The 15,979-nt window shown below is 72.3% G+C and carries 14 protein-coding genes and 1 pseudogene; 8 read left to right on the top strand and 7 right to left on the bottom strand.

The genetic code is table 11. The features are described from left to right. Positions 1-82 precede the first annotated feature (82 nt). From NLX86_RS00125 to NLX86_RS00115, 3 genes are all read left to right on the top strand, one after another. Entirely contained in the window at positions 83-937 is an 855-nt protein-coding gene (locus NLX86_RS00125) for a MaoC/PaaZ C-terminal domain-containing protein (protein ID WP_254369450.1), read from the top strand. Between the two features lie 69 nt (positions 938-1,006). Beyond that, positions 1,007-2,083: a Zn-dependent alcohol dehydrogenase gene (locus NLX86_RS00120; protein WP_254369449.1), complete on the top strand. Its 1,077-nt coding sequence runs from the start codon at positions 1,007-1,009 to the stop codon at positions 2,081-2,083. A 10-nt stretch (positions 2,084-2,093) separates the two neighbouring features. Further along, positions 2,094-3,107: a 3-oxoacyl-ACP reductase gene (locus NLX86_RS00115; RefSeq protein ID WP_254369448.1), complete on the top strand. Its 1,014-nt coding sequence runs from the start codon at positions 2,094-2,096 to the stop codon at positions 3,105-3,107. Here the strand turns inward: NLX86_RS00115 and NLX86_RS00110 are convergent. From NLX86_RS00110 to NLX86_RS00100, 3 genes are all read right to left on the bottom strand, one after another. Then, on the bottom strand, positions 3,040-4,881 hold the full coding sequence (locus tag NLX86_RS00110) for a glycoside hydrolase family 15 protein (RefSeq protein ID WP_254369447.1): 1,842 nt from the start codon (positions 4,879-4,881) through the stop codon (positions 3,040-3,042). The genes NLX86_RS00115 and NLX86_RS00110 overlap by 68 nt on opposite strands. Further along, a complete protein-coding gene (locus tag NLX86_RS00105; protein WP_254369446.1) occupies positions 4,878-5,258 on the bottom strand; it encodes a hypothetical protein in 381 nt (126 codons plus the stop codon). Before NLX86_RS00105 ends, NLX86_RS00110 begins: the two co-directional genes overlap by 4 nt. Positions 5,259-5,682: 424 nt before the next feature. Then, positions 5,683-6,855 (bottom strand): hypothetical protein, encoded by a 1,173-nt coding sequence (locus NLX86_RS00100; protein ID WP_254369445.1) that lies wholly within the window; start codon positions 6,853-6,855, stop codon positions 5,683-5,685. 198 nt (positions 6,856-7,053) lie between these two features. Here NLX86_RS00100 and NLX86_RS00095 point away from each other — a divergent pair, with 198 nt between their 5' ends. From NLX86_RS00095 to NLX86_RS00080, 4 genes are all read left to right on the top strand, one after another. Next, complete coding sequence (locus NLX86_RS00095; protein ID WP_254369444.1) at positions 7,054-8,088, top strand: ABC transporter substrate-binding protein; 1,035 nt, start codon at positions 7,054-7,056, stop codon at positions 8,086-8,088. 116 nt (positions 8,089-8,204) lie between these two features. Beyond that, positions 8,205-9,065 carry a Nif3-like dinuclear metal center hexameric protein gene (locus NLX86_RS00090; protein WP_254369443.1) on the top strand — a complete coding sequence of 287 codons (861 nt, stop codon included), beginning with the start codon at positions 8,205-8,207 and terminating at the stop codon, positions 9,063-9,065. Beyond that, on the top strand, positions 9,062-9,805 hold the full coding sequence (locus tag NLX86_RS00085; RefSeq protein WP_254369765.1) for a zinc ribbon domain-containing protein: 744 nt from the start codon (positions 9,062-9,064) through the stop codon (positions 9,803-9,805). Before NLX86_RS00090 ends, NLX86_RS00085 begins: the two co-directional genes overlap by 4 nt. Next, the gene (locus NLX86_RS00080; RefSeq protein WP_254369442.1) at positions 9,805-11,223 is read left to right on the top strand and encodes a bifunctional RNase H/acid phosphatase; all 1,419 of its coding nucleotides are present in this window, start codon (positions 9,805-9,807) and stop codon (positions 11,221-11,223) included. Before NLX86_RS00085 ends, NLX86_RS00080 begins: the two co-directional genes overlap by 1 nt. Before the next feature lie 406 nt (positions 11,224-11,629). On the opposite strand, the pseudogene NLX86_RS00075 reads toward NLX86_RS00080, so the two are convergent. Together NLX86_RS00075 and yaaA are read right to left on the bottom strand one after the other, a co-directional pair. Continuing rightward, a pseudogene (locus NLX86_RS00075) lies at positions 11,630-11,941 on the bottom strand (keto-deoxy-phosphogluconate aldolase); the annotation flags it as partial. Positions 11,942-11,999: 58 nt separating this feature from the next. Then, entirely contained in the window at positions 12,000-12,800 is an 801-nt protein-coding gene (gene yaaA, locus NLX86_RS00070; RefSeq protein WP_254369441.1) for a peroxide stress protein YaaA, read from the bottom strand. 118 nt (positions 12,801-12,918) lie between these two features. On the opposite strand from yaaA, the gene NLX86_RS00065 reads away from it, so the two are divergent. Beyond that, a complete protein-coding gene (locus NLX86_RS00065; RefSeq protein ID WP_254369440.1) occupies positions 12,919-14,361 on the top strand; it encodes an RNB domain-containing ribonuclease in 1,443 nt (480 codons plus the stop codon). On the opposite strand, the gene NLX86_RS00060 is transcribed toward NLX86_RS00065, so the two are convergent. Both NLX86_RS00060 and NLX86_RS00055 read right to left on the bottom strand, forming a co-directional pair. Next, positions 14,312-15,169, bottom strand: a complete 858-nt coding sequence (locus tag NLX86_RS00060; RefSeq protein ID WP_254369439.1) for a hypothetical protein — start codon at positions 15,167-15,169, stop codon at positions 14,312-14,314. The two genes, NLX86_RS00065 and NLX86_RS00060, sit on opposite strands and share 50 nt — an antisense overlap. After that, on the bottom strand, positions 15,166-15,897 hold the full coding sequence (locus NLX86_RS00055) for a MerR family transcriptional regulator (RefSeq protein WP_254369438.1): 732 nt from the start codon (positions 15,895-15,897) through the stop codon (positions 15,166-15,168). The genes NLX86_RS00060 and NLX86_RS00055 overlap by 4 nt, the downstream gene beginning before the upstream one ends. Between the last annotated feature and the right edge of the window lie 82 nt (positions 15,898-15,979).

Genomic DNA, 15,979 nt, shown 5'->3' with positions numbered 1-15,979 from the left:
CGGCCCCGATACGACCTCGGTGCGACCGACGGTGCGGACGGCCGCACCGAGGTCTTCCATCCCGTCAAGGAGCAGCATCCCCATGCCGATCGATGCCGCAAAGGCCATGGCGGCCGAACCCCGCTCCAGCGAGATCAGCTGGGACCACAAGGACATCCAGCTCTACCACCTCGGCCTCGGCGCCGGCAGTCCCGCTACCGACCCGGACGAGCTGCGCTACACCCTCGAGTCAAAGCTGCACGTGCTGCCCAGCTTCGCCACCGTCGCGGGCAGCGGCATGGCCATGGTGGGCGGGCTCGCCGCCCCCGGCATCGAGGTGAACCTCGCCTCCGTACTGCACGGTGGGCAGGCCATCGAGCTGCACCGGCCGATCCCCGTCCGGGGCAGGGCCGTCGCGACCTCCCGGGTCCAGGCTGTGTACGACAAGGGCAAGGCCGCGGTCCTCGTACTGCGCTCCGAGGTCGCCGACGACGACGGCCCGCTGTGGACCAGCGACTCCCAGATCTTCGTACGCGGCGAGGGCGGATTCGGCGGCGAGCGCGGCCCCTCCAACCGGCTCGAACTGCCCGGCCGCGCCCCGGACAGGACCGTGGAAAGGCCGATCCGGGAGGACCAGGCGCTGCTGTACCGGCTCTCCGGCGACTGGAACCCGCTGCACGCCGACCCCGAGTTCGCCAAGCTCGCCGGCTTCGACAAGCCGATCCTGCACGGGCTCTGCTCGTACGGCGTGACGCTCAAGGCCGTCGTCGACACGGCCCTGGACGGCGATGTCTCCCGCGTCCGCTCGTACACCACCCGATTCGCCGGAATCGTCTTCCCCGGCGAGACCCTGCGTATCCGGATGTGGCAGTCGCCCGGCCGCGTCCAGGTGTCGGTCACCGCCGTCGAGCGGGACGACGCGCCGGTCCTCGCCGACACGGTCGTCGAGCACGCCTAGCCCGTACGCCCCGTACGCCCCGTACGCAATGCCCGTCACATCGAACTTCGCATCGAAGGGAGCCGCACTGTGCGCGCAGCCGTACTGCACGAGATAGGCCAGGACAAGCTCGAGATCCTCGAGGACGTCGAGACGGTGGGCTTCGGCCCCGGCAAGGTGAGGATCCGCGTCCGGGCCACCGGCCTGTGCCACTCGGACGTCTCGGCGATGAACGGCGTGCTGCCCCAGCCCGCGCCCTTCGTCCCCGGCCACGAAGGCGCCGGCGAGGTCGTCGACGTCGGCGACGGCGTGACGAGCGTCAAGCCCGGCGACCGGGTGCTGCTGTGCTGGCTGCCCGCGTGCGGCCGCTGCCCCGCCTGCAAGCGCGGCCAGACGCACCTCTGCCTGGCCGGCTTCATGAACGCGGGCACCCCGAACTTCAAGCGGCCCGGCGGCGAGGTGTTCGGCTTCGCCGGCACCGGCACCTTCACGGAGGAGGTCGTCGTCGACGCGGGCTGCGCGGTACCGATACCCGACGACGTGCCGTTCGACATAGCCGCGCTCATCGGCTGCGGAGTCACGACAGGCCTCGGGGCGGCCATCAACACCGCCGACGTGTCGGCCGGTTCGTCCGTCGCCGTCATCGGCTGCGGCGGCGTCGGCGTATCCGCCATCCAGGGCGCGCGGCTTAAGGGCGCGGCCCAGATCATCGCCGTCGACCCGGTCGCCTCGCGGCGCGAGGCGGCCCTGCGGTTCGGTGCCACCGAGGCGGTCTCGCCGGACGAACTCCCCGACGCCAAGCAGCGCATCACCGCCGGCGAGGGCTTCGACTATGTCTTCGAGGTCGTCGGCAGGTCCGCCACCGCGCGGACGGCATACGAGACGACCCGGCGCGGCGGCACCCTCTGCGTCGTCGGCGCGGGCGCCCTGGACGACTTCCTGCAGCTCAGCATGTTCGAGCTGTTCTTCGACGAGAAGCGGATCCTGCCGTCCATGTACGGGGGCGGCGACGTGCTCACGTCGTACGAGCGGGCCATCGCCCTCTGGCGGGCGGGCCGGATCGACCTGGCGGGCCTGATCACCCACCGCGTGCCGCTCGCCGGGATCAACGACGCCCTCGACCAGATGCGCACCGGCGACGCGCTCCGCACCTGCATCGAGATCTGAGAGGACTTTGATGTCACTGCCACTTGAGGGACTGTCCGCCGTCGTCACGGGAGCGGGCCGCGGCCTCGGCCGGGCCGAGGCGATCGAACTGGCCCGCCTCGGCGCGAGCGTCGTGGTCAACGACTTCGGGCAGCCGGGCCGGGACGGTTCCGGTGAGGCCTCGGCCGCCCCGGCCGAGGAGGTGGCCGAGGAGATCCGGGCGGCGGGCGGACAGGCCGTGGCCCACCTCGGTGATGTGGCCGACTTCGACCAGGCCCGTGAACTCGTCGAACTGGCAGTCTCCCGCCACGGAAAACTGGACATCCTGGTCAACAACGCGGGCATCCTCCGCGACCGCATGGTCTTCTCGATGTCCGAGGACGAATGGGACTCGGTGATCCGGGTCCACCTCAAGGGCCACTTCAACACCACCCACTTCGCGTCGGCCCACTGGCGCGCACGCTCCAAGGCGGCCGGCGGCCCGGTCTACGGCCGCATCATCAACACCTCTTCGGAAGCCTTCCTCGCGGGCTCCGCCGGCCAGCCCAACTACGCGGCGGCCAAGGGCGGCATCGTCGGGCTCACCACCTCGACGGCGCTGGCGCTCGGCAAGTACGGCGTAACGGCCAACGCGATCTGCCCGCGCGCCCGGACCCGGATGACCGAAGACGTCTTCGAGGCCATACCAGCCCATCAGGGGGGCGCCCTCCCGGACGAGGGCAAGCTCGACCCGCTCGCACCCGAGCACGTCTCCCCGCTCGTCGGCTATCTGGCCTCCCCGGCCGCGGCCAGGGCAACCGGCCAGCTCTTCGTCGTCCACGGCGGGATCGTCGCCGTCGTGGAACGCCCCAGGGTGGCGGTGAAGTTCGACACCGCGAAGGAGGCGTTCTCGTACGAGGAGCTGGACGAGCTGCTCTCCCCGTACTACGAGGGCCGGCCGCCGGGCGAGACCTTCGCGGCGGCGGAGGTGCTGGGCCTCAGACACGGCCAGGGCTTGTCGGGTGGCCGTCCCCCTCAGCTCGGTGGATCGCGCGCGCGGCATTGATCAGGCCGATGTGGCTGAATGCCTGGGGATAGTTCCCCAATGCCTCGCCAGTGGTGGACGAAACCTCCTCGGCGAGCAGACCGACGTCGTTGGCGCACACCAGGGCGGTCTCGAAGACCTCTCGGGCACGGGTCACGTCGCCGGTCAGCGCCTGGGCGTGGGCGAGCCAGAAGGTGCACATCAGGAACGATCCCTCTTCGGCCGCGATGTCATCACTGAGATAGCGACGTACCTGTCCGCGGGGATCGGTGAGCCGGGCGGCGACCGCCGCCACGGTGGAGCGGACACGGGGATCGCTGCCGGGCAGGAATCCCACGAGAGGAAGCATGAGCGCCGAGGCATCGAGCTCGCTGCTGTCAAACGACTGGGTGAACGCACCCACGTGCTGGTTCCAGCCTCTGGTTTCGATGGCGTCTCGGATCTGTTCCCGCGTGTCCTCCCAGGCAGTGACGCGGTCGGCGGTCGCCCCGAGGGCGGGTCCGAGGCCGATGGCACGGTCCAGTGCGACCCAGCACATCAGTTTCGAGTAGAGAAAGTGCCGACTGGGGCCGCGCACCTCCCAGATGCCCTGGTCGGGTTCGCTCCAGCGGTGGGCAGCTGCCTCGGCCGCCTGGAGGAGGAACTTACGGATGGGCGGATCGAACCACTCTCCCTGCGGAAGCGTCTGTTGGGCCGCATCGAGCAGTTCCCCGTAGACGTCCAGCTGGCGCTGGCGCCAGGCGTCGTTGCCCGTGCGCACCGGTGTGCTGCCACGCCAGCCGCTCAGATGGGGCAGGGTGCGTTCGCTCAGGTCCCTTTCGCCGCCGATCCCGTACATGACCTGGAGGTCCACCCTGCGTTCCAGCTGGGTTGCCGCGGCCCGGGAGAGGAAGCCGAAGTAGGCGGCCTTCTCCTTCTCGCATGCCGTGGTGGCAAGTGCTTGGAGGGTGAAGCTGGCGTCGCGTACCCAGGTGTAGCGGTAGTCCCAGTTGCGGTCGGCGCCGATACTCTCCGGCAGTGAGGTGGTGGCCGCCGCGACGATGGCTCCGCTGGGAGCGAAGGTCAGGGCCTGGAGTACGCGTCCGCTGTGATTCACCTCTTCCTGCCAGGGTCCGCGGTAGCCCCGGTGGGAGTGCGTCCACGAGCGCCATCCCTTGATGGTGTCGCCCAGGCGGCGACGGATTTGGCCAGGGCGCCAAGGGGCGGGCTCGGTTTCCCCCCAGGTGGACACGGCCTGCATGGCGAAGCCGAGTCGTTGCCCTGCTCGCAGCGCGATCTCACCGCGCGCGGTCGACTTGTCGGCCTCCAGCGGGAGCGGGGCCGACAGCACCAGACGATGAGAGCCGCCGTAGGCGGTGAGGCCACCGCGCACGGCGGACATCACGGGGTGGATGAGACCGAATTCCGGGCGCGGGGCATAGCTGACCTCCAGTGTCACCGAGCCGACGGTGCAGGTGACCTCACGCAGCAGGACGCCGGGCGAGGAGGTGCCCAGTGCATGTCCGCGTTCCCTGTTTCCCATGGCGAGGGCATCGAGCAGGACCGCTGTTCCGGTCGGGGTGCGGAAGGTGGTCTCCAGCACCAGCGTCTCTTCCACGTACCGGCGGCTGACCTGGCTGGGACCGCGGGGGCGGATCGACCAGTGGCCTGCGCGCTCATCGAGCAGACGGCCGAAGACCGCCGGGCTGTCGAAACGCGGTAGGCACAGCCAGTCCACCGAGCCGTCGGTGGACACGAGGGCGGCCGAGCGGCAGTCCGACAGCAGTGCGTAGTCCCCAATGGGGCGCGTGCTCACGGTGCGGATTCCTTGCCCGGCCCGGGCCGGCGGCCGAGGAGCAGGTCGTCGGCGAGCCCTGTGTACGCGGTGTAGATGCCCACCTGCCCCAGGATCAGGGGAAAGTATGTCCGGAGCAGGACACCGGAGAGGAGGACGGGCACCCTGACGCAGTTGATCCGTCCCCGCACCGGCGGGTGGCCCTCGCCCTGGTCAGCAGGTTCCGGTCTCCGGCCCAGTACGGTCTGGGCGGCGCGGCCCGCATACCCGGTCAGGGAGATGGGCCTGGCCGTGCGGGGCGAGCAGAGCGGTCGATCTGAGGGAACCTCGGCTTCGTCCGCGCCCGCGGCCTGGCCGTCTTTCCGGGGAGGTTCGTCCTTGCCGTGCGTGTCGCCCATGGGATTCCTTGCGCAGTTCCCGGAACGGCAGGCCACCGCCCAGCATCGAAGCATAGGCCCGAATGTCTCATATTTGTGGCATTTGCCGGACGGCGGGTGCAGCAATGGACGGAAAAGGGGGGCCGCCACGGTGTGCCCGTGGCGGCCCCTCGCTCTCGCCCGGCGGTCAGGCCGTGTTGCCGTCCCCCGACGGGCGCCGGTGGCGTCCGTGTGCCGGGGCGGCCGAATCCTCCGTCGCGGCACCGCCCCGGTGCCGTCCCGGGTGGCCGGCTTCGGCCTGAGCGGCTGCCCCCTGCAGGCGCGTCTCGGTCGTGTCGGTCATTGCTTCAGACATGTGGGAAGTCACTCCGTCGATCCATCTATTCGCTTCTGTGCCGTGAGAAGGCGGCCCACCCCGGCCGCCCGGCCGACAACACCGTCGCGGTCACCCTCGGCTCTCGGCCGGTACAGCTGCGTAGCCCCCCGTGGAGAGTCTAGGGGGTGCCCCGCGCCCGGTCAGCGGCGCCTGCTGCAGTGGAACCGGCCTGCGTAGTGGGGGATGTTCGGGGCGCGCATACGGTTCCCCACCTGCGGCTTCCGCTTGTGCGGGTTCTGTGATCACTAGTGGGGCAGTCGGTTCCGGAACCTCCATCCGGGCCACCCCGCACGGCACCTCCTCCGTCACGTACGGAAGCCGCAGCACCCCGTCCCGGGTCCACAGCCCGGCCCCCGCCACCCACCCCGCCGGCGCGGCGAGTTGGGCCAGCTGCCGCCCCGCCGGCCGCCACATCCCGAGCCACGTCCCCGCCGCCCCGTCGATCCGCAGCGCCACCGCGCAGCCCTCCGGCATCAGCACCTGCCCCGGCTGCACCGCGAACGGCGTCACCGCGCAGTCCGCGAGCCGCAGGCACTCGGGGAACCGCACCGGCCGCAGGCTCCCCAGCACCCCCCACCCCAGCCGGTCGTGGCCCGGTGCGTCCGAACGGATCAGCAGCAGACCGCTGTCCGGGTCCGCCAGCAGCAGCCGGTCATTGCTGTCCTCGGCGATCTGCAGCAGCGGCGTCACCTCCCCGCCCCGCCCGAGGTCGACCGCCACCGCCTTCGTCCGCCCGCCCAACTCCTGGTCCAGGGCCAGCATCCGGCCGGTCCGGTCCAGCCACGCCCCGCCCGAGCAGCGCCCCGGTACATCCACGATGTGCTCGGGACCGAAGGCGCCCCCCGCCACCAGCCACACGGCGGTCGACCGCTCACCCACCGCCAGGGCGTACGCCCCACCGCCGTCGGGCGTCGGCGGCAGCAGCGAAAGCCGCTCGCACTCGACCGCCCCCAGCGGCAGTTCCCCCGTGCCGGGTCCGGTCGGGTACAGCAGCGAGAAGCCGTGGCGCCCCGCCACCCGCCGGTGGATCAGCACCCGCCCGTCGGTGAACGGCAGGACTTCGCTGTCCGCCTCCTCCGGCTGATCGAGCGGCAGCGGCACGGCGTACGGCTCGGGCCCGTCCAGCGTCCAGCGCTCCGGGAACCGAGCCTGGCCGGTGCCTGCCAGCCGAGCGGCGTAGGAGCCGTCCGCGGCGATCGTGAACCCCGGCCGTGCGGTGGCCTCTATGGCACAGGCTGTCATCGCATCGTCACCTCCAGCCAGGAAGCTAGTTTTCGCACTTCCTGCCGAACAACACCAGACCACTCCCTTCACACATAAGGGTGGGTGTTGGGCGATTCGCCTGAGGGGGAGGAGGTGATTGTGCTCTGCGGTGTGCGGCCGCGTAGGGTAAGGCTTGCCTAAGTAGTTTTTTGTTCAACTGCCCCACGGGAGTGCCTGATGTCCTCACGCCGCCGCGGCACCGCCGCCGTCGCCCTCGCCGCAGCCGCCGCGCTCACGCTGGCGGCCTGCGGAGGCGGCGACGGCGGAAGCAAAGACTCCGCCGCCTCCGGCGGCGGCAAGAAGGCCGTCGCGCAGGGCGGCGAGGACTTCGCCGACGCCGCGAAGAAGACCGCGTCGTACGGTACGGACGCTGCGGCCGGCCAGTTCCCGCGTACCCTCACCCACGCCATGGGCAAGACCGAGCTGAAGGCAGCGCCCAAGCGGGTCGTCGTGCTCGATGTCGGCGAGCTCGACAACGTGGTGTCGCTCGGTGTCGAGCCGGTCGGCTACGCCCCCTCCGAAGGCGACGACGGCATTCCCGGCTACCTGAAGAAGGACGCCGGCGCCCCCAAGAGCGTCGGCACGATCAACAGCCTCAACCTCGAGGCGATCCACGCGCTGAAGCCGGACCTCATCCTCGGCAGCCAGCTGCGCGCGGCGGACAAGTACGACGAGCTCTCCAAGATCGCGCCGACCGTGTTCTCCATCCGGCCGGGCTTCACCTGGAAGGAGAACTACCTCCTCAACGCCGCCGCACTGGACCGGACCGCGGAGGCGAAGACCAAGCTCAACGCGTACGAGAAGAAGGCGAAGCAGCTCGGCACCGACCTCGGCGAGAAGAAGCCGACGGTCACGATGCTCCGCTATATGCCGGAGAAGACCCGCCTGTACGCGAAGGCCTCCTTCATCGGCACCATCCTCGACGACGCCGGCCTGCCGCGGCCCAAGAACCAGCAGATCAACGACCTCGCCGCGGAGATCAGCCCGGAGAAGATCGACGAGGCGGACGCCGACTGGATCTTCACAGGCGTCTACGGCGACGCGAAGACCACCAAGCGCGACAAGGCCGAGGACAACCCTCTCTGGAAGAACCTGACCGCCGTCAAGAACGGCCGGGCCAAGGACGTCCCGGACGAGACGTGGTACCTCGGTCTCGGCGTCACCGCCGCCGACAAGGTCCTCGACGACCTGAGGAACTTCCTGATCAACTAGGTGCGCAAGGCCCCCCCGGGTTGCCAAGGTCCCCCTTGGTCCGCCGGGCAGGTCTCCCAGGTCCGCCCGCTGACCGGTAGGTCCCCGGGGCACGGAGGACAGGTAGCCTTTCCTCCGTGCCCCGTCTGTCTGAAGTCATCGCCGCGCTCGACGCTCTCTGGCCGCCCGAGCGGGCGGAGCAGTGGGACGCGGTCGGAACCGTCTGCGGCGAACCGGACGCCGAGGTCACCCGGGTCCTCTTCGCCGTCGACCCCGTCCAGGAGGTCGCCGACGAGGCCGTGAAGCTCGGCGCGGACCTGCTCGTCACCCACCACCCGCTCTATCTGCGCGGGACGACGACGGTCGCGGCGTCCACGTTCAAGGGCCGCGTCGTGCACACCCTCATCAAGAACGACGTAGCCCTGCACGTCGCGCACACCAACGCCGACACCGCCGACCCCGGCGTCTCCGACGCCCTCGCCGGTGCGCTCGACCTGCGGATCGTCCGGCCCCTGGTCCCCGATCCCTCCGATCCGGCTGGCCGCCGCGGCCTCGGCCGTATCTGCGAGCTGGACCACCCGCTGCCGGTGCGCGAGTTCGCCGCGTACGTCGCCGCCCGGCTGCCCGGCACCGCGCAGGGCGTCCGCGCCGCGGGCGACCCCGACGCGCTCGTCCGTACCGTCGCGGTCAGCGGCGGCTCCGGCGACAGCCTCTTCGACGCCGTCCGCGCCGCCGGCGTCGACGCCTTCCTCACCGCGGACCTGCGCCACCACCCCGTCTCCGAGGCGCGCGAACAGAGCCCCCTCGCGCTGATCGACGCCGCGCACTGGGCCACCGAATGGCCCTGGTGCGAGCAGGCCGCCGCTCAGCTCGACGCGCACTCCGACCGGCACGGGTGGGGTCTGCGCACCCACGTCTCGCGTACGGTCACCGACCCCTGGACCGCCCACGCGGCGTCCTCCCCGAACCCCGACACATCCACAGGAGCCCCCAACTGAACGCCGCGCCCGCCGACCAGATCCGACTTCTCGACGTCCAGGCCCTGGACGTCCGTCTGTCGCAGCTCGCGCACAAGCGCAAGTCGCTTCCCGAGCACGCCGAGCTCGACTCCCTGACCAAGGACCTCACGCAGCTGCGCGACCTGCTCGTCGCCGCGCAGACCGAGGAGAGCGACACCGCCCGCGAGCAGACGAAGGCGGAGCAGGACGTCGACCAGGTGCGCCAGCGCGCCGTCCGCGACCAGCAGCGTCTCGACTCGGGAGCGGTCAGCTCCCCGAAGGACCTGGAGAACCTCCAGCGCGAGATCACCTCGCTCGCCAAGCGCCAGGGTGACCTGGAGGACGTCGTCCTCGAGGTCATGGAGCGCCGCGAGTCCGCGCAGGAGCGGGCCGGCGAGCTGACCGAGCGCGTCGCTTCGGTGCAGGCCAAGACCGACGACGCGACCGCCCGCCGCGACGCCGCGCAGGAGGAGATCGACGCGGAGGTCGCCACGATCACCAAGGAGCGCGAGGTCGTCGCCGCGTCGGTGCCGGCGGACCTGCTGAAGCTGTACGAGAAGCTGCGCGTCCAGCAGGGCGGCGTCGGCGCGGCCCGGCTCTACCAGCGCCGCTGCGAGGGCTGCCGCCTGGAGCTCAACATCACCGAGGTGAACGAGGTCAAGGCCGCGTCCCCGGACACGGTGCTGCGCTGCGAGAACTGCCGCCGCATCCTGGTCCGTACGGCCGACTCGGGCATCTGATGCGGCAGCTGGTCATCGAGGCGGACGGCGGGTCCCGGGGCAACCCGGGGCCCGCGGGCTACGGCGCGGTCGTCCTGGACCCGGAGACGGGCGAGACGCTGGCCGAGGCCGCTGAGTACATCGGCGTCGCCACGAACAATGTGGCCGAGTACAAGGGGCTGGTCGCCGGGCTGAAGGCCGCCCGTGCGCTTGCTCCGGACGCGGAGATCCACGTCCGGATGGACTCCAAGCTCGTCGTCGAGCAGATGTCGGGCCGCTGGAAGATCAAGCACCCCGACATGAAGCCGCTGGCCGCCGAGGCGGCCATGGTCTTCCCGCGTGCTCAGGTCACGTACGAGTGGATCCCGCGGGAGAAGAACAAGCACGCGGACCGGCTGGCCAACGAGGCGATGGACGCGGGCAAGAAGGGCCGGCAGTGGGAGCCGTCGTCGTCCTCCGCCGCGCTCGACGCCCGTGCGGCCCGCGCGGTCGCGGTACCGCCGCCGTCCGGCCCCCCGGGCGACGCGACGGCGGGCGCGGCGAAGGCCCGCGCGGCCCTGTCACCTCGCCCGGCCGGCGCGCCCGCGACGGGGGTGCCGCCTCGGGCGGCCACGGCCCCGGCGAGCCCGCCTGCGGCGGGTGCGGCTCCGGCGGCGCCGGCCGGTTCGGGGGCGGGTGTGGCGGGTGTGGCGGGTGCGGCTCCGGCGGCTCCTGCCGGTTCAGGTGTGGCTGCAACAGGTGCCGCCGCGGCGGTTGTCGCCGGTTCCGGTGTGGCGCCTTCCGGCTCCCCGGGGTGGGGCGCCGCCGCTGATCTTGGGGCTCCTGCCACGTTCGTGTTGCTGCGGCATGGCGAGACGGCCCTGACCCCGCAGAAGCGGTTCTCCGGCAGTGGCGGTTCCGATCCCGAGCTTTCGGCGGTCGGCCGCCGGCAGGCCGAGGCCGTCGCCTCCGTCCTCGCCGAGCGCGGCACGATCCAGGCCGTCGTCAGCTCGCCGCTCAAGCGGTGCCGCGAGACTGCCGAGGTGGTCGCGGCCCGGCTGGGGCTCGACGTCCGCGTCGAGGAAGGCCTGCGCGAGGCCGACTTCGGCGCGTGGGAGGGCCTGACCTTCGGGGAGGTACGGGAACGCTTCCCGGCCGACCTCGACGCCTGGCTCGCTTCCGCGAAGGCGGCTCCCACGGGCAGCGGCGAGAGCTTCGCGACCGTGGCGCGGCGCGTCTCGGCGACGCGGGACAAGCTGCTCGCGAAGTACGCGGGAAGGACCGTGCTCCTGGTCACGCACGTGACCCCGGTCAAGACGCTCGTACGGCTGGCGCTGGGTGCCCCGCCCGAGTCCCTGTTCCGGATGGAACTGTCCGCGGCCTCGCTGTCGGCGGTGGCGTACTACGCGGACGGCTACGCGTCGCTGCGGCTGCTCAACGACACCTCGCACCTGCGCTGAGCCCGGCGCCGGCCCCCGCGCGCCGGGGCCCCTGCGCGCGGGGTGCACGTACTGCCCAGCGGCGCGCCGCTGGGGGCCCTGCGCGCTGGGTGCATGTACTGCCCCGTCCCCGGTGCCGCGAAGCGGGCGGCGCGTGCGCCCGGTCTGGGGCTTCTTGGGCTGCGGGGGCAGAAGGCATGCCCCTTGCCCCCGCAGGTGGGGCGCACCGCCCCCAGCGGCGCGCCGCTGGGGGCGGTGCGCGCTGGGCACGTAGCGGGGGCGGGGGTATGCCCCTTGCGCGAGACCTACGGCCCGGCCTCCGGCCGTGGCTGCCCGGAAGCCGGCACGCTCGATCGGGGAGCCCGCGGGCTCCCCGCGGGCCGCGAAGCGGGTGCGTGCTGAGCGGGGGTCTGGGGGCTTGCCCTCAGGTGGTGGAGACGCCCGGCAGGAACGGCAGACCCGACCCCCACATCGCGTCGAGCAGCCGGTCCGACCACCCCGGGCTGACCAGGAACCGGGATCCGGCCGCGACCGCGTCGGCCACCCCCGCGGGGGAGATCACCGTTCCCGCACCGACGACCGCGTCCGGGACCTCGGCCGCGATCGCGGTGTCCGCAGGGTCACCTCGATCGCGGGCAGGCCGCCCGCGACCAGGGCCCGCGCCGGCGGCACGGCATCCGCCGCCGTCCGGGAGGACGACGACAGGGACGACGGGGGCAAGGTCCAGCACGGAGGTCATGCCGCCATCCGCCCGCAGAGTGCAGCTTGCACAACGCGCGTTGCGCATACTGCAACGCTTAGCGAATCTCGGTCACCACCACGTCCAGCGCCCACGCCTTCCCCGGCTTCCCGGGGGCCTCGCCCTCCACGACGTATCCCAGGTCCCGCAGCGCCTCCAGCAGTTCCGCCGGCCCGGACGGCGCCGCGCCCGCCGTCAGCAGGTCGCGTACCAGGCGGCCCTTCGTCGCCTTGTTGAAGTGGCTGACCACCGACCGCTTCTCGACCCCGTCCACCAGCTGGGAATGCAGCACCCGGACCGTTGCCGTCCGCCCCGCGACCTCGCCCTTCGGCTTCCAGGCCGCGGCATACGCGGACGACCGCAGGTCCAGGACCAGCCCGCTCGCGGCCGCCTCGGGCATGACGGTGGCCATCGGCGTACGCCAGTACGCGCCCAGCGCCCCCAGCCCCGGCAGCTTCACGCCCATCGCGCAGCGGTACGAGGGGATGCGGTCGGTGATCCGTACCGCGCCCCACAGCCCCGAGAACACCAGCAGCGACTTCGCTGCCCGCTTCCGCGTGTCCGGCTCCAGCGTGGCGAGCCCCAGCGCGTCGTACAGCACACCGGTGTAGGTCTCCCCGGCCCGCCGCGCGCCCGCGGTCCGCAGTTCCGTGTTCTTGGCGATCTCGCCGCGCAGGCCCTCGCTCAGCCCGAGCACCTCACGCGCCTTCTCCTCGTCCGTCGCGCACAGCTCGACGAGTTCGTCGAGCACCGCGGTGCGCGCGTCGGCCAGGCCGGGCAGGGACAGCCCCGCCAGTTTCAGTGGTGCGCCGGAACCGCTCGCGGCCTTTCCTTCGGACGGCGGCAGCAGCACGAGCACGGCGGTTCTCCTTCAGTACGTACGAGAAGGGGGGTGCGGCCCCCGCGCCAGCGTAGGCGACCACGGGACCACCCCCGCTCGCCGTGCCGCCCGAACCCACTCCTCATACGCTCGACCCATGCCCCGCCGCCACCTGCACATGATCGGCGCAGCCGAGGCCGCGCTGCGGGCCCCCCTGCGTGAAATGCGGACGACGCTCGACGTACGCCAGGACTTCCCGCCCGAGGTGCTCGCCGAAGCGCAGCAGGCGGTCAGATCTCCCCGGCTGCCGGCCCTCGATGCGACCGACCTCCCGTTCCTCACCATCGATCCGCCCACCTCCACCGACCTCGACCAGGCGATGCATCTCGCCCGCCGCCCGGGCGGCGGCTACCGGGTCCACTACGCGATCGCCGACATCGCGGCATTCGTCATCCCCGGCGGCGCGCTCGACACGGAGGCGCACCGCCGCGTCACCACCCTCTACTTCCCCGACACGAGAGTCCTGCTGCATCCCCCGCTGCTGTCCGAGGGCGCGGCCAGCCTCCTGCCGGACCAGACCTGCCCGGCCCTGCTGTGGCGGATCGACCTCGACGTGGAGGGCCGGGCCGTGGCCACCGATGTGCGCCGGGCGCTGGTGCGCAGCCGGGCGAAGCTCGACTACGCCTCCGTGCAGCGGCAGATCGACGCCGGGACCGCTGAGGAGCCCCTCGCGCTGCTGAAGGACATCGGCCGGCTCCGCGAGGCGCTGGAGCAGGGGCGTGGCGGCATCTCCCTCAACGTCCCCGAGCAGGAGATCGTCGAGCGCGACGGCGCGTACTTCCTCTCCTACCGGGCCCCGCTCCCGGCAGACGGCTGGAACGCCCAGATCTCGCTGCTCACCGGCATGGCCGCGGCTGACCTCATGACCTCCACGGGCACCGGCATCCTGCGCACACTGCCGCGCGCCCCCGACGGGGCCGTCGGCCGGCTGCGGCGCTCCGCGAAGGCCCTGCACATCGACTGGCCGCACCATGTCGCCTACGCCGAACTGGTCCGCTCGCTCGATCCCACCCGCCCCGACCACGCCGCGTTCCTTCAGGACTGCACGACGCTGCTGCGCGGCGCCGGGTACACCGTCTTCCAGGACGGCGACGTCCCCGAGCCCGCGGTGCACGCGGCCGTGGCCGACGAGTACACGCACTGCACCGCACCGCTGCGCCGACTCGTGGACCGGTACGCGGGCGAGCTGTGCGTCGCGGCGGTGGCGGGGGAGCGGCCGCCGGAGTGGGTGACGGCCGCGCTTCCCAGGATCGCCACGGAGATGGCGGAGGGCTCAAGGCGCGCCAACGCCGTCGAGCGCGAGTGCGTGGACCTGATCGAGGCCGCGCTGCTGAAGGACCGGGTGGGCGAGGTCTTCGACGCGTGGGTGGTGGATGTGCAGGAGCACGAACCGGCCGTCGGGACCGTCCACCTGGAGGACCCGGCGGTCGTCGCCCGGATCGAGGGCGGCTCGCAGCCGCTTCCGCTGGGCGAGCGGCTGCGCGTACGGCTCACGCAGGCGGAGCCGGGGACGGCGAAGGTGCTGTTCGCGCCCGCATGAGGGCCGCGACGGTGGCGCGCGGGTCGTCGGCGTTGAAGCGGACGGCCCGCGCGAGGCCGCGCCCCCCGAGCGGCCGTACGAACTCGACCGGCTCCACCAGCTCCACGGTCACCGTCGTCTGGCCGCCCACCACCAGGTCGAGCACGCCGTCCTCGTCCACCTGGACCAGCCTGCCGCTGGGGTAACGGCGCTCGACCCGGGCGGACGCCACCGCCCCGGCCTGCAGCCGCAGGTCGAACAGCGCGCCGTACCGGACCCTCAGCGACCCGTCCGCGCCCACCACATGAGGCCGGGTCACACACGCCGCGTGCATCGCGAGGACGAACACGATCCCGTACACGTCCAGGACCAGCACGATCCGGTGCACCAGCGGCCACGGGATCAACACAGCCAGCGCCACCGTCTCGATGACGGAGACGAAGGCCAGGCCGTACATGATCGCGGTCTGCGGCCCGGTGTACGGGGCGGCCAGCGCGCCCTCGCTCACCCCGTGCCGCCGCCGCGCCACCCACAGCCCGAGGCTTGCCGTCGCCCGCAGCTCGTGCGCGAGGAGCCTGCGCACGTTCACCGGTACGACCGTACGGACCGCCTCGCCCAGCGCCTCCCGCCGCCCCGCGCCCCGGCGGCGCCCCGCCGCGTACAGCCGCCGCAGGACCAGGGCCTCCAGTACGAGCACCGCCACGACCAGGACCTCGGCCCCGAGCACCACCGCGGGAGGTATCCGCACCCCGGCCAACAGGCAGGTCCCCAGGACCAGTTCGGCCGGCAGTACCGCCCCGGCCGCCATCCGAGCCACCCGTACGCTCATCGCGTCCTCCCCCTCATCAGCGCCTGCATCACCCGGCGCACCACCTCCGACTGGGCGGGCGCGAAGTCGGCCAGCAGCGCGTCGCCGAAGCCCTCGATGACCGGTCCGTCGGCGGGAATCGCGGCAAGCACCTCGTCCGGCACGGCCGCGACCAGCGCTTCGGCCAGCGGTTCGATCCGGGGGTCGTCGACGGGTGCCGTCTCCAGCTCGTCGAGGCGCTCGTACAGCGCGAGTACGGCCGGGTCGGCGGCCAGCGGAGTGAGCGCGGCGTAGATCCGCTCGCCCCCTCCCACCGTGTCCAGCAGCGCCAGATGCTCGCGGTCCTTCGCGGCGGACGGGGAGGCTGTGGGGGGAATGGTGCCCAGCAGCTCGGCGAGCAGGGGCGACACCGGCCCCTCGGCGGTCAGCGGCCCGTCCAGCAGCTGGGCGAGCCGGCGCCGCCGGTCCCGGATCCCGGCCTCCTGGCGGGCGAGATCGGCATCGATCTCGCCCAGCACCACCGCAAGCTCCCGCCCCTCGTCGTCGGCGAGCACGTCGCGCACCTCGTCCAGGCTCAGCCCGACCTCGGTCAGCCGTCTGATCCGGGCGAGCAGCACGGCGTCCCGGACGGTGTACGCGCGGTAGCCGTTGGCCCGGCGCGCGGGCTCGGGCAGCAGCCCGACGTGGTGGTAGTGCCGAATCGCCCGGGAGGTGACTCCGACGAGCTCGGCGATCTCTCCGATCCGCATGGGGCCAGTAGAAACCCTGACGCTGCGGCAAGGTCAAGCCGGTCGAGGCGAGGTCCGCCGACCGTCTACGATGTTGCTTACG

The sequence above is a fragment of the Streptomyces sp. A3M-1-3 genome, assembly GCF_024213665.1.
GTDB lineage: Bacteria > Actinomycetota > Actinomycetes > Streptomycetales > Streptomycetaceae > Streptomyces.
The sequence above is the reverse complement of the archived record's forward strand: the minus strand, read 5'-3'. Positions and strand labels throughout refer to the sequence as shown.

Coding starts and splice junctions, on each gene's coding strand:
- NLX86_RS00125 (WP_254369450.1), top strand. CDS start 83: ATGCCGATCGATGCCGCAAAGGCCATGGCGGCCGAACCCCGCTCCAGC.
- NLX86_RS00115 (WP_254369448.1), top strand. CDS start 2,094: ATGTCACTGCCACTTGAGGGACTGTCCGCCGTCGTCACGGGAGCGGGC.
- NLX86_RS00105 (WP_254369446.1), bottom strand. CDS start 5,258: ATGGGCGACACGCACGGCAAGGACGAACCTCCCCGGAAAGACGGCCAG.
- NLX86_RS00100 (WP_254369445.1), bottom strand. CDS start 6,855: ATGACAGCCTGTGCCATAGAGGCCACCGCACGGCCGGGGTTCACGATC.
- NLX86_RS00095 (WP_254369444.1), top strand. CDS start 7,054: ATGTCCTCACGCCGCCGCGGCACCGCCGCCGTCGCCCTCGCCGCAGCC.
- NLX86_RS00080 (WP_254369442.1), top strand. CDS start 9,805: ATGCGGCAGCTGGTCATCGAGGCGGACGGCGGGTCCCGGGGCAACCCG.
- NLX86_RS00065 (WP_254369440.1), top strand. CDS start 12,919: ATGCCCCGCCGCCACCTGCACATGATCGGCGCAGCCGAGGCCGCGCTG.
- NLX86_RS00060 (WP_254369439.1), bottom strand. CDS start 15,169: ATGAGCGTACGGGTGGCTCGGATGGCGGCCGGGGCGGTACTGCCGGCC.
- NLX86_RS00055 (WP_254369438.1), bottom strand. CDS start 15,897: ATGCGGATCGGAGAGATCGCCGAGCTCGTCGGAGTCACCTCCCGGGCG.